12 protein-coding genes are annotated in these 13070 nt (G+C 63.4%); 7 read left to right on the top strand and 5 right to left on the bottom strand.

Annotated features, from left to right (window positions below; genetic code table 11):
* Positions 1-86: 86 nt before the first annotated feature.
* The 3 genes from DT070_RS02660 to DT070_RS02650 all read right to left on the bottom strand — a co-directional run bounded on the left by DT070_RS02660 (position 87) and on the right by DT070_RS02650 (position 3931).
* Entirely contained in the window at positions 87-1901 is a 1815-nt protein-coding gene (locus DT070_RS02660) for a M61 family metallopeptidase (RefSeq protein ID WP_122957216.1), read from the bottom strand.
* Between the two features lie 143 nt (positions 1902-2044).
* Positions 2045-2761, bottom strand: a complete 717-nt coding sequence (locus DT070_RS02655; protein ID WP_122954010.1) for a DsbC family protein — start codon at positions 2759-2761, stop codon at positions 2045-2047.
* A 48-nt stretch (positions 2762-2809) separates the two neighbouring features.
* Positions 2810-3931, bottom strand: coding sequence for an FAD-dependent monooxygenase (locus DT070_RS02650; RefSeq protein WP_122954009.1), 1122 nt, complete (start codon positions 3929-3931; stop codon positions 2810-2812).
* A gap of 120 nt (positions 3932-4051) precedes the next feature.
* Here DT070_RS02650 and DT070_RS02645 point away from each other — a divergent pair, with 120 nt between their 5' ends.
* Entirely contained in the window at positions 4052-4927 is an 876-nt protein-coding gene (locus DT070_RS02645; RefSeq protein ID WP_122957215.1) for an MOSC domain-containing protein, read from the top strand.
* On the opposite strand, the gene DT070_RS21200 is transcribed toward DT070_RS02645, so the two are convergent.
* Positions 4912-6810 (bottom strand): 7TM-DISM domain-containing protein, encoded by a 1899-nt coding sequence (locus DT070_RS21200; protein WP_164483705.1) that lies wholly within the window; start codon positions 6808-6810, stop codon positions 4912-4914. The genes DT070_RS02645 and DT070_RS21200 overlap by 16 nt on opposite strands.
* 31 nt (positions 6811-6841) lie before the next feature.
* On the opposite strand from DT070_RS21200, the gene ychF reads away from it, so the two are divergent.
* From ychF to DT070_RS02620, 3 genes are all read left to right on the top strand, one after another.
* A complete protein-coding gene (gene ychF / locus DT070_RS02630; RefSeq protein ID WP_122954008.1) occupies positions 6842-7933 on the top strand; it encodes a redox-regulated ATPase YchF in 1092 nt (363 codons plus the stop codon).
* A gap of 197 nt (positions 7934-8130) precedes the next feature.
* Positions 8131-8487, top strand: a complete 357-nt coding sequence (locus DT070_RS02625; protein WP_122957213.1) for a RidA family protein — start codon at positions 8131-8133, stop codon at positions 8485-8487.
* Positions 8488-8528: 41 nt separating this feature from the next.
* Positions 8529-9266 (top strand): rRNA pseudouridine synthase, encoded by a 738-nt coding sequence (locus DT070_RS02620; protein ID WP_122954007.1) that lies wholly within the window; start codon positions 8529-8531, stop codon positions 9264-9266.
* A gap of 12 nt (positions 9267-9278) precedes the next feature.
* Here DT070_RS02620 and DT070_RS02615 read toward each other — a convergent pair whose 3' ends face one another.
* Entirely contained in the window at positions 9279-9761 is a 483-nt protein-coding gene (locus DT070_RS02615) for a YqaA family protein (RefSeq protein ID WP_122954006.1), read from the bottom strand.
* A 142-nt stretch (positions 9762-9903) separates the two neighbouring features.
* Here DT070_RS02615 and dusB point away from each other — a divergent pair, with 142 nt between their 5' ends.
* The 3 genes from dusB (at position 9904) to purH (ending at position 12883) form a co-directional block, all read left to right on the top strand.
* Positions 9904-10977, top strand: a complete 1074-nt coding sequence (gene dusB / locus DT070_RS02610) for a tRNA dihydrouridine synthase DusB (RefSeq protein WP_122957212.1) — start codon at positions 9904-9906, stop codon at positions 10975-10977.
* The gene (locus tag DT070_RS02605; protein WP_122954005.1) at positions 10974-11210 is read left to right on the top strand and encodes a Fis family transcriptional regulator; all 237 of its coding nucleotides are present in this window, start codon (positions 10974-10976) and stop codon (positions 11208-11210) included. The genes dusB and DT070_RS02605 overlap by 4 nt, the downstream gene beginning before the upstream one ends.
* An 89-nt stretch (positions 11211-11299) precedes the next feature.
* The gene (gene purH / locus DT070_RS02600) at positions 11300-12883 is read left to right on the top strand and encodes a bifunctional phosphoribosylaminoimidazolecarboxamide formyltransferase/IMP cyclohydrolase (RefSeq protein WP_122954004.1); all 1584 of its coding nucleotides are present in this window, start codon (positions 11300-11302) and stop codon (positions 12881-12883) included.
* The last annotated feature ends 187 nt before the right edge of the window (positions 12884-13070 follow it).

Below are 13070 nucleotides of genomic sequence, written 5' to 3'. Positions count from 1 at the left end.
CTATGTTTTTGATAGCTGATCGCCCAGGCAGATAAAGGGCTGGAGGCCGATTTGGCTTTTAAAAAGCCAGTGGCCGCCATCAACGCTCAGGCCTTGGGCGCCAGCCACTGGTCCATCAGCGCTGCATCCTGCACCGCCAGGCGCCAGGTGGTCAGCGCGGGCGGCATGGCCAGCTCCAGCCGCATCAGGCGCTTGTCGCGCGAAACCAGCGCAACCACTTTTTTGGCGTTGCCGGCGTAGTGCGTCAGGTCCTCAAGCCGGCTCATGCGCCATCCGCCGTCTGCCGCGCGGCTTCCCGCTTTGGCCACCGGCTCCACGCCCAGCCATTCGTCGCCCGCCGCAAAGCCGGCGCGTTCGGCCACGCCGCCGCGCAGCACGGTCTTGACCTGCACCACACCCTGATTTTCAGTGGCCCTCAGGCCCAGCCGCTGGGCGAGTTGGGCGGGTTCTTCCGCAACGGCCACGCCGTGCTGCTGCAGCAAGCCCTTCAGCGGAAGCTCGCCGCGGCCGTGCACCCAGCGCGACAGCTCGCCCGCGTAAGGGCGATGGCCGGCTGCGGCCAGCGCGTCCGCAAAATCGGCCTCGCGCATCGGCCCGGCCTTGCAGCGCAGCCAGAGCGCGCGCATCACGTCGTCCAGCGTGGCGCCTTTGGCCCCCCGGCGGTCTTTGGCTTCGCTGCGCAACGTGAGGTCAAAACACAGCGCCACCAGCGCGCCCTTGGTGTAGTAGCTCACGGTGGCGTTCGGCGTGTTCTCATCCTGGCGGTAGTACTTCACCCAGGCGTCAAAGCTGGCCTCGGCCACCGACTGCACCAGCCGGCCCGGCGTCTGCATGACCTGGTTGATGGTTTTGTTGAGCACCTTGAGGTAGCCCGCGTTGTCCAGGAGGCCCGCGCGCCGCAGGAAGAGGTCGTCGTAGTAACTGGTGAAGCCTTCAAAAAACCACAGCAGGCTGGTGTAGTTTTCGCCGCTGTAGTTGTAGTGTTCAAACTCGGCGGGGCGCAGGCGCTTGACGTTCCAGGTGTGGAAGTACTCGTGGCTGATGAGGCCGCGCAGCGTGGTGTAGCCCTCGCTGGTGCGCGGCTCGCCCACGCGGGGCAGGTCTTTGCGGTTGCAGATCAGGGCGGTGGAGTTGCGGTGCTCCAGCCCGCCGTAACCGTCGTCCACCGCATTGACCATGAACAGGTAATTCTGGAAAGGCGGTTTTTTGGCGCCGTGCCAGAAGCGGATTTCCGTCTCGCAGATTTTCTGGGTGTCGGCCAGCAACCTCGCGCCGTCAAAACTCGGCGTGGCGCCTGCCACCACCACGCGGTGCGGCACGCCGCGCGCGCTGAAAGTGCCGCTCCAGAAGGCGCCCATTTCCACCGGGCAATCGACGAGCTCGTCGTAGTCGGCCGCCTCATAGCTGCCGAAGCCCTGCTTGTTGACGTCGCGCGCCGCCAGGCCCGTGGCCAGCGACCAGCCTGAAACGGCTTTGGGCGCCGGCACTTCCAGCACATGCGCCGCTTTTTCCTGGCCATGCACTTTCAGGCACAGGCTGGTCCCGTTGAAAAAGCCGCGGTGCGCATCCAGCCAGGCGGTGCGCACCGAGTTGTCGTTGGCATACACCTCGTAACGCAGCACCAGCGGTTTGGCCGGAGAACAGGCGACCTGCCAGGTGCATTTGTCGAGCTGCTCGACATGCAGCGGCGTGCGGCTGGCCTGGCGGGCTTCGAGCTGTTGCAGGCTTTTGGAGAACTCCCGCACCAGGTAGCTGCCGGGGATCCAGACCGGCAGCGAGAGGCGCTGCATCGCTTCGGGCCGTGCGATCGTGAGGGTGATGCGAAAGAGATGGGCGTGGAGGTCGCCGATCTCGATGCGGTAGTGAAGGGGGGCGGGGGGATTTTTGGGGGTGCCTGGCATCTTGCTCACAGAATACTCCAGGTCGGCGGGGGCTTGCAGGCGGCGAAACGCGCCATCCAGGGCGGGGAGGGCCGGCTGATGCCTTTGCTATCAAAAAAGGAGCTGCTTACCCAGGTGCTGCCTGGGCTGGAGGCTTTTTTTGCTTAAGGTTTTTGCGCCGCCACCAGCATTTTTTCGACTTCCTGCGCACTGATGGCGCCGGGCGCGCGCGTGCCGTTGCTGAAAAGCAGCGTAGGCGTTCCGGTGATGTTGTACTTCTGGCCGAATTCGCGGTTGCGTTTGATGGGCGCCATATCGCACTCGGCCGCCGCGGGTGCGGTGTTGCGCAACATCCAGTCGTTCCAGGCTTTGACCTTGTCTTTGGCGCACCAGATGTTGCGCGACTTGACGATGGAGTCCTGCCCGAGCACGGGGTACAAAAAGAGATAGACGGTGACGTTGTTGACGTTGGTCAGGTCCTGCTCGAAGCGTTTGCAGTAGCCGCAGTTGGGGTCTTCAAACACCGCCAGCTTGCGTTTGCCGTCGCCGCGCACGATCTTGAAGGCGTCGTTCACCGGCAGCTTGTCGAAGTCCACCGCGGTGAGTTTTTCGACGCGCTCTTCGGTCAGGTTGCGCCGGTTCTTCGTGTCCAGGAGGTTGCCCTGCAGCAGGTAGTCGCCCCGTTCATCCGTGTAAAAAATATCAAAACCGACACGCACTTCATAGAGCCCGTTCATGGGCGACTTGGTGACTTCATCGATTTTTTCAAAAGAGGGAAATCTCTCGGACAGGTTTTTGCGGATGGCCGCTTCCTGCGCAAAAGCGGGGATAAGGCTGAGCGCCAGCAGGCCGGCGACGGCGATTGATTTCATGAATTTCATCGGTGTTCCAGTAGGTATCGCTATCGCTAGCCGTTGTCTCTGATTTCTCTATAAACCCGCAGCCTGCCGCGTCAGCCAGTTTTTCAGGAAACCGCTGCGCTCAAAGCCCTTCATGCCCCAGTTGCGCAGGGCCTGCCAGCGCCCGTCGGTCTGCGCAAAAATCCCGTGCAGCCCGTCTGTCACCGCGCCCATGGCCGCCACATCGGCCTTGCGCGCCCTTTCGTAGCGGCGCAGCAGTTTTTCGTCGCCCAGCCCGCGCCAATACTCGCGTTGGGCAATCACGCCGGCCAGGCAAGCCGCATCGGCCAGGCCCAGGTTCAGCCCCTGGCCCGCCAGCGGATGCACTGTGTGCGCCGCGTCGCCCGCCAGGGCCCAGCCGGGGCCGACCCAGTGCCCGGCGCTCGACAGCGCCAGCGGCCAGCTCGCCCGCTCGCTGGTAAGCTTCAGCGCGCCGGTTTCCTGGCCGCACACGGCCTCCAGCGCCTTGCAAAATTCTTCGGGCGGCAATTTCTCCAGTGCGGCTGCGCGCTCTGTAGAGACAGACCACACCAGCGCTGCCAAGTTCCCGTGTTCTGCGGATAAAGGCAAGAGGGCCAGCACATCGCCGCCAGAAAACCACTGGCGTGCAACGCCGCCGTGCGGTTTGTCCATCTGAAGCCTGGCCGCAATCGCTTTCTGCGGATAGGGTTTGACCGTCCAGTTCAGCGGCCGGGTCAGGCCGACTTCGTCGCGGCTGGCGCTTTTCTGGCCTTCGCAGATGACGTTGAGCGCCGCTTTGGCGGGCGCCGTCACGGTCTCGATTTGCGGCTGGTAGCGCACCGCCTGGATCAACTGCTCCTCCAGCGCCGGGACATCGACGATCCAGGCGAGGGCGTCCTGGCCGACACTTTTGGCCGTGAAGTCGAGCTTGCCGCCGTCGTCGCCCCAGACCTGCATTTCAAGCACCGGCGTGGCAAAGGCCGCCTCGGGCCAGGCGCGCAGGCCTTCCAGCACCCCGCGTGAGGCGCTGTTGAGCGCGTAGGCACGCACATCGGGCGCCGAATGCACGCCCGCGGGTTTTTCCGGCCGGGTGACAAGCGCCACGCGCAGGCGCTCGCGCGCCAGCAACAGGGCCAGCGTGCGGCCCACCACACCGTCGCCGCGAATACAGACATCAAAGGTCTTGGTCATGACTCATTTTAGAAGGCAGTGCAAAATTGCTCCTTTGCCCCTCTGATTTGCACCCATAAAGATAAAGGCCTGGAAGACGTGAGCGATACATCCCCCCACACATCGGCGGCCGCCGGCGACATGCCCTTCGACATCCCGGCCGTGATTTCACGCCTCTTTGTGTATCCCGTGAAATCCTGCGCCGGCGTGCAGGTGCAGGACGTCATCCTGACCGAAACCGGGCTGGAGTTTGACCGCGCCTGGATGGTGGTGGATGACAAAGGCCACTTCCTCACGCAGCGCGAGTTGCCGCGCATGGCGCTCATCAAACCCCAATTGAGGCACAGCGACATGGTGCTGCGCGCGCCCGGCATGCTGTCGCTGCACATCGCGCTGGACCAGGTCGAAGAGCCCGTGCGCGTGCAGGTGTGGAAGGACGAAGTGCAAGCCTATGACATGGGCGCCATCGCTGCCCAGTGGTTCACCGATTTCCTCGGCCAGCCCGCGCGCCTGGTGCGTTTCGACCCCGAGCACAAGCGTGTCTGCAGCCTGCAGTGGACGGACGGCGTGGAAGCGCTCAACCAGTTCAGCGACGGCTACCCGCTGCTGGTCATCAGCGAGGCATCGCTGGCGCAGTTCAACGAAAAGCTGGTAGCGGCGGGTTCCGCCCCGGTCGGCATGGAGCGCTTTCGTCCCAACATCGTGCTGGGCGATGCGCCGGGCGGGCAGGAGCTTGCGCCGCATGACGAAGACCGCATCGACCTGCTGCAGATTGAAACGGAGCAGGGGGCGGTGCAGCTCAAGCCGGTCAAGCCCTGCCCGCGCTGCCCGATTCCGAATATCGACCCGGCGACCGCCACCAGCAGCCCCGAGGTGGGGGACATGCTGCAAACCTACCGCCAGGATGCGCGCGTCAACGGTGCGCTGACCTTCGGCATGAATGTCATTGTGCTGGCCGGCATCGACCACCAGCTCAAAGTGGGCCAGCGCGCCGGCGCAAGTTACCTGTTTGAGTGACTTCTCACCGCCCGCAGCGGCGTGGGTGCGTGGCCGGCGTGGGGTGGTCTGGATTCGTGAGGCAGGCGGGATGTCCGGGGCCCGGAGTCGGCGCCGTCAAAACCCGAGTCCGCTTCAGCCTCCAGCGGCATGGGGTGCGTGAGCTCGGGCTCCAGGAAGCGGATGGGCCGGCGCGTGCGGGCGCCCATGCTGTGCAGCAGGTCGGCCAGCGCCTGTGAAATGGCTTCGTGGCTGCCCAGGCGTTCGCTCAGCAGCACACCCGCCACATGAAACTGCAGCACCACCTCCGGCTTCAGGCCCTTCAGCGGCATCAGGCCGGCCGCAATCAGGCGCGCGGAGAGTTCGGTGACCGGCGTGCGCGACTCGACGCCTTCGAGGATCAGGCCAAAGCGGGCCTCGTCGACGCGCCCTACGGTGTTCACATCGCGCAAGATGCGGCGCAGCTTGATGACGCTGCGCAGCAGGCTTTGCTCGGCCACCGCGGTGCCCCAGGTTTTTTTGATGTAGCGGTAGTTGACCAGCTCGATGTACACCACGGCCGCCGGCTCCTGGTAGCGCCTGGCGCGCTCTATCACCTGCATAAGGCGGTCATGGAACAAGTGAGCGGCAAGAAGGCCGGTGAGCGCATCGTGGCTGGACATGGCCTGCTCACGCGCTTCGACGGTGTGGCGTTGGTGGGAGCGCGTGTTGAGTGCCACCAGCAGCAGGGGCACTTCAAGCGTCAACGCCGCCATCAGGCCGTATTGAGACAGCCCCGATGCGCGAAAAAAACCAAGAATGCTCGAAACCACCAGAAGCGTCACCACCCCCAGCGGGACAAAAGCAGCCATGACCCAGAAGCCGACGATGTCTTGCCGCCGCCATGTCATGTAGGCGCGGCTGATCCCCAGCACGACCACCGCGACGAGATAAGCGCCTATGAGGATCACCCCCGAGGGGCGGTCCAATGCCAGGTACACCAGCGCAAGCGGCGCACCTGCCATGCCGATGCGGTGGGCCAGGCGCTCGAACCATTTATGCCGTGAGCCGGCGCCGCACAGGTGATGCACCACCATCAAGGCAGCGCCGCCACCCAGGATGGCCAGGCACCCCTGCGCCATGTTGTTCCAGGTAATGAAGTTTCCCCACAACAGCTGGCCGGCCACGCCCGTCCACGCCCATACGCCCAGCAGCATGATGCTGGCATAAATCGCGTACCAGCCGTAAGCACTGTCACGATAGACCCGGCTTTGCACCGCGCAGGCGACGATGAGCAGGAACAGTGCGCCGGATGCCACGCCGACGGCGAGGTATTCCAGGTGCAGACGCTGTGTCAGCTGGCCGCGGGTGCTGACCCGCACGGGAATGCTCACCTCCGTCTGGTGCTGCAGGCGCACGTAGACGTCATGGACCCCGTTGTCCGGCAGGTTCAGGCGGAAAATGCCGTATCGGCCAGGTTCTGGCCAACTGGACACCGCAACGGTGTCGCCCGCGCTCAGGGCGGCCCAAGCACCGGCCGGTGTGCGCTGGTAAACCGTGCTCATGTCGAGCACGGGCAGGGGAAACTCCAGCAGCCATTCCTGGCGAGACTCTGCGGGCTTTGTAAAGCGGTAGTGAAGCCAGAGGGCGCCCTGCGCACCCAGGGAATACATCATGTTGGGGTTTGGAGGCGCGAAGGTCGCGCTTGCCCCTCCGCTCGCTATTTGCTCAATGGTTGCCTGGCCATCGGCATCGATCCACGCGAGCCCTTCGCTCGACAGGTCCTGGGTGGGATGAGCGTCCTTCAGTACGACGGGTGATTGGGCCTGCGCGGGAAGAGGCAGGGCGGCCCAAAGCGCGGCAAGCGCAAATAAGGCAAATGACCGTTGTAAAGCGCTCCAATACCGCCCGGCCGCGCATCGCATACACTTCTCAGCCTGTTTTTGAAGGTTTGTCATGAGTTTGAAGTGCGGCATTGTAGGCTTGCCTAACGTCGGAAAATCCACCCTGTTCAATGCGTTGACCAAAGCGGGGATTGCGGCTGAAAACTACCCCTTTTGCACGATTGAGCCGAATGTCGGCGTTGTGGAAGTGCCCGACCCGAGGTTGGCCCAATTGGCCGAAATCGTCAAGCCCGAACGCATTGTTCCGGCCATCGTCGAGTTCGTGGACATTGCCGGCCTGGTGGCGGGTGCCAGCACGGGCGAGGGCCTGGGCAACAAATTCCTGGCCCATATCCGCGAAACCGACGCCACCATCAATGTGGTGCGCTGCTTTGAAGACGACAACGTGATCCACGTGGCCGGCAAGGTGGACCCGATCTCCGACATCGAAGTCATCCAGACCGAGCTGTGCCTGGCCGACCTCGCCGCCGTCGAAAAAGCCCTGCACCGCGTCACCAAGACCGCCCGCTCGGGCGACAAGGAGTCGGCCAAGCTGGTCGTCATCCTCGAGAAATGCCAGGCCGCGCTCAACGAGGGCAAGCCGGTGCGCACCATCGATTTCAGCAAGGAAGAGCTGCCGCTGCTCACGCAGTTCTTCCTGATCACCGCCAAACCGGCCATGTTTGTGGCCAACGTGTCCGAGGACGGGTTTGAGAACAACCCGCTGCTGGACCGCCTCAAGGCCTATGCCGACGCCCAGAAAGCGCCGGTGGTGGCGATCTGCGCCAAGATGGAAGCCGAAATGGCTGACATGGACGAGGAAGACAAAAAGATGTTCCTCGCCGAGATCGGCCAGGACGAGCCGGGCCTCAATCGCCTCATCCTGGCGGCCTACAAGCTGCTGGGCCTGCAGACCTACTTCACGGCCGGTGTGAAAGAAGTGCGCGCCTGGACCATCCATGTGGGCGACACCGGCCCGCAAGCCGCCGGCGTGATCCACACCGATTTCGAAAAAGGCTATATCCGCGCGCAGACCATCGCCTTTGCCGACTACATCAGCTTCAAGGGCGAGCAAGGTGCCAAGGATGCCGGCAAGATGCGCAGCGAAGGCAAGGAATACGTCGTCAAGGACGGCGACGTGATGAACTTCCTGTTCAGCAGCTGAATGGGTACACCCCTGCCTGGGCTCACTGCGTGTGGCCCATCCTCCCCTGGCAGGGGACGCCGCTTGTCGCCCGGTTTGGCCGGTTCGACGGCGGCACTTGATAGGACCGTGTAGATTGCATGGACCTGTACGCTTGGCCAAACGGCTTGCCAGGGCAGGCCATCACCCTTGAACCACTCGCTTTGAAAGAGAACACCATGTCCATCCAGCGCATTGAAACCGGCCCACGCATGTCCCAGGCCGTGGTCCATAACAACACCGTGTACCTGGCAGGCCAGGTGGCAGGCAATGACGCCGGCCCCGGTGTGTACGAACAGACCGTCAGCATCCTGGCCAACATCGACCGTTTGCTGGCTGCCGCCGGCAGCGACAAGTCGCAATTGCTCAGCGCCACCATCTGGTTGACCGACATGGACAGCTTTGGCGACATGAACCGCGCCTGGGAAGCCTGGGTGGTACCCGGCGCCACGCCCGCGCGCGCCACGGTGATGAGCCCGCGCCTGGCCGCGCCCCAGTACCACGTCGAAATCGGCGTGGTGGCGGCCCAGAAATAAACCTGCATCAGCGCCTGATTCGCCATGAAGGCCTCGCCGTAATGACAGAGCCCGTACGCCTGGCCAAGCGCCTTGCCGAAGTGCTGGCCTGCTCACGCCGCGAGGCCGAGCAGTACATCGAGGGCGGCTGGGTCACGGTCGACGGCGTCACGGTGGAAGAGCCGCAGTTCCGCGTGCTGGACCAGGCCATCGTGCTCGACAAAAACGCCAGCCTGCTGGCGCTGACGCCGGTGACTATGCTGCTGCACAAACCCGCGGGTTATGTCGCCGGGGCTGATGGCCTTGCCGGACCCTTGGCGCCCTTGTTGTCGGCGGCCACGCAGTCGCCCGATGACCGCTCCGGCATCCGCCCGCTCAAAAAACATTTCTCGTCGGTCGAGTTGGTGACGCCGCTGGCCACACCAGCCACCGGGCTCGTCGTGCTGACGCAGGACTGGCGCGTGACGCGCAAGCTGCGTGAAGACGCCCGCGTGATGGAGCATGAAGTTGTTGTGGATGTCAGCGGCACCATCAAGCCCGGTGGCCTCGAGCGGCTGAACCGCGTGGACCACGGTTTCACCTACCAGGGCGCGCTGCTGCCGCCGGCCAAAGTCAGCTGGCAAAACGAAACGCGCTTGCGGTTTGCCCTCAAGGGCGAGGTGCCGGGGCAGATCGCCTACATGTGCGAGAGCGTGGGTTTGCAGGTCAACGGCATGAAGCGCTTGCGCATTGGCCGGGTGGCGATGAGCCAGCTGCAACCCGGGCAGTGGCGCTATTTGCTGCCGCACGAGCGTTTCTGATTCCAGCGAACTTTATCCGGTGAAGATGCCCGGAAATGCCCAGATCAGGCTGCCGGTCATCAAAAAGTAGCGCAGGAATTTCCCGACGGCCATGTACGCCAGGCAAGGCCAGAACGGAAACTTGAGCCAGCCCGCAACCGCGCACAACGGGTCCCCCACCACCGGCAACCAGGCCAGCAGGCAGGCTTTGGGGCCTAGCTTTTCCAGCCAGCGGATGGCGTGGCCGTGGTGCGAAGAATGCTGGTATTTGTCGACCACCTTGTGGGCGCCGTAGCCCATCCACCAGTCCAGTGCACCGCCCAGCGTGTTGCCGGCAGTGGCGACGAGTACCGCCGGCCAGAACATGGCGGGGTTGAGTTTGACCAGGCCGAAGACCACCGGCTCCGAGCCCAGCGGCAGCAGCGTGGCCGAAATGAAGGACACCACGAAGACCGTGCTCAGGCCGTACTCGGGCAGGGCCAAAAGTTCAATCAGGTGGGTAATCCAGGCGGGCATATATGCATTCGAGTATAGGCAGGGCGGGGCGACTGTTGTGTCAGGAAGACGCTTACAACTGCGTGTGCAATTTTCAATTGCTGAAATTTTGAGCAGGTACAATCGTGCCTCCTTTTTCAGCAATCGGCAGCACCCCTTTCCCATGAACATCGGCCCCTACGCTTTGGCAAACAACCTGTTTGTCGCGCCCATGGCCGGCGTGACGGACCGGCCGTTTCGCCAGCTCAGCAAAAAACTGGGCGCCGGCTACGCGGTCAGCGAGATGGTGACATCGCGCCGTGATTTGTGGGACAGCCTGAAGACCTCGCGCCGCGCAAATCACGAAGGCGAGGACGCGCCGATCGCCGTACAGATCGCCGGCACCGACGCGCAGATGATGGCCGACGCCGCAGCCTACAACATAGCCCGCGGCGCGCAGATCATCGACATCAACATGGGTTGCCCGGCCAAGAAGGTCTGCAACAAGTGGGCGGGCTCGGCGCTGATGCAGGACGAAACCCTGGCGCTGCAGATCGTGGAGGCCGTGGTGGCCGCCTGCGAACCGCATAACGTTCCCGTCACGCTCAAGATGCGCACCGGCTGGTGCCAGGCCGAAAAAAACGCCCTGACGATTGCCCGCGCCGCCGAAAGCGCCGGCGTGCAGATGATTACCGTGCACGGCCGCACGCGCGAGCAAGGCTACAAGGGCGCCGCCGAATACGACACGATTGCCGCGGTCAAGGCCGCGCTGCGCATTCCGGTGGTGGCCAATGGCGACATCAGCAGCCCCGAACGGGCGCGTGACGTGCTCGCCTACACCGGTGCCGACGCCGTGATGATAGGGCGAGCGGCCCAGGGCCGGCCCTGGATCTTCCGCGAGGTCGCGCATTTCCTGGCCACCGGCACGCACCTGGCGCCCCCCCTGGTAGGCGAGGTCGAGCGCCTGCTGGTCGACCACCTGCGCGATCACTACACCCTGTATGGTGAATTCACCGGCGTGCGCACCGCGCGCAAGCACATCGGCTGGTATGTCAAAACCCTGCCCGGCGGCGAGGCCTTTCGCGCCCGGATGAACCTGCTGGAAGATTGCGAAGCGCAATTGCAGGCGGTGAGCGGGTTTTTCCAGGAATTGGGAGCGCACATGGACCGCATACCGGCCGGTGCTGAAGGTACGGGCGACGAAACTGGCCCGGCAAAAAAGAACAGCTATAAAAACGAGGAGGAAGCTGCTGCATGAGCAAGAAACATATCGAAGAGTGCGTACGCGCCAGCCTGGAAGGTTATTTCAAGGACCTGCGCGGCATTGAGCCCGACGGCATGTACGACATGATGGTCCGCGTGGTGGAAAAGCCCTTGCTGGAAGTCGTCATGCAGCACGCAGAGAACAACCAGTCGCGCGCAGCCGAATGGCTGGGTCTGAACCGCAACACCCTGCGCAAGAAGCTGGTTGAGCACAAGCTCATCAAATAAATAACACGCGCCGAAAACGGGCGCCAGAATTTTTCCTCGTCCGGCCCCTCCGATTGAGGTCGAGACGGCATCCTTTTGAGAAGACCACCATGAACGCACTGATTTCCGTTTCCGATAAAACCGGCATCCTCGAATTTGCACAGGCGCTGCATGCCCTGGGCATCAAGCTGCTCTCCACGGGCGGCACCGCCAAGCTGCTGGCCGATGCGGGCCTGCCCGTGACCGAAGTCGCCGACCACACGGGCTTTCCTGAAATGCTGGACGGCCGCGTGAAGACGCTGCACCCGAAGATCCACGGCGGCCTGCTGGCACGCCGCGATTTCCCTGAGCACATGGCAGCCATCAAGCAACACGGCATCGCCACCATCGATTTGCTGGTCGTCAATCTCTACCCGTTTGAAGCGACCGTGGCCAAGCCCGGCTGCACGCTGGAAGACGCGATCGAAAACATCGACATCGGCGGCCCGGCCATGGTGCGCTCTGCCGCCAAAAACTGGAAAGACGTGGGCGTGTTGACCGACGCATCGCAGTACGAAGGCGTGCTCGCCGAGCTGAAAGCCGGCGGCAAGCTGACCGACAAGACCAAATTCGCGTTGTCGGTGGCGGCCTTTAACCGCATCAGCCAGTACGACGGCGCCATCAGCGACTACCTCTCTGGCATCCAGGCCGACGGCAGCCACGGCATGTTCCCGGGCCAGGCCAACGGCCGGTTCATCAAGGTGCAGGATCTGCGCTACGGCGAGAACTCGCACCAGCAGGCGGCGCTGTACCGCGACCTGTACCCAGCGCCCGGCTCGCTGGTCACGGCCAGGCAGCTGCAGGGCAAAGAACTCAGCTACAACAACATCGCCGATGCCGACGCCGCCTGGGAATGCGTCAAGAGTTTTGACTTCATCAAGGACGGCGCCGCCTGCGTGATCGTCAAGCACGCCAACCCTTGCGGCGTGGCAGTCGGCAAGGACGGCCTGGAGGCTTACAGCAAGGCCTTCAAGACCGACCCGACCTCGGCTTTCGGCGGCATCATCGCCCTCAATTGCCCGCTCGACGAACGCGCCGCGCAGGAAATCTCCAAACAGTTTGTCGAGGTGCTCATGGCCCCGGCCTTCAGCCCCGAAGCGCTGGAAGTCTTCAAGAGCAAGGTCAATGTCCGCATCTTGCAGATCGACCTGCCGCCGGGCGGTGATACCGCCTGGAAGCAGGGCCGCAACCTGATGGACGTCAAACGCGTCGGCTCAGGCCTTTTGATGCAAACCGCCGACAACCATGAACTCGCCATCGGCGACCTGAAGGTCGTCAGCAAACTGCAGCCTACGCAGGAGCAACTGCACGACATGCTGTTTGCCTGGAAGGTCGCCAAATACGTCAAGTCCAACGCCATCGTGTTCTGCAAAGACGGCATGACGCTGGGCGTGGGCGCCGGCCAGATGAGCCGCATCGACTCGGCCCGCATTGCCTCCATCAAGGCGGCCAACGGCGGCTTGACGCTGCAGGGCTCGGCCGTCGCCAGCGACGCCTTCTTCCCCTTCCGTGACGGCCTGGATGTGGTGGTGGACGCCGGGGCTTCCTGCGTGATCCAGCCCGGCGGGAGCATGCGGGACGACGAGGTCATCGCAGCAGCGAACGAGCGCGAAGTCGTCATGGTGCTGACCGGCGTGCGGCACTTCCGGCATTAAACCGGTTTCAAGCTATTTTGGCCTCCAGCCTAGAAAGCACCTGGGTTTGTAGCTATCAAATTGATAGCTAATCGGTTTCTGGCCGTCCTTTTTGACTATTCGGGCTGGGCTGAGTCCGCAGGCCGGCCGGAGCGCTTCGAGAAACGATTCGCTATTAATTTAATAGCGGTATACCAAGACAGGTATT

The sequence above is a fragment of the Polaromonas sp. SP1 genome, assembly GCF_003711205.1.
In the GTDB taxonomy this organism is placed as follows: Bacteria; Pseudomonadota; Gammaproteobacteria; order Burkholderiales; family Burkholderiaceae_C; genus Polaromonas.
This window is presented reverse-complemented; position numbering and strand designations above follow the sequence as displayed.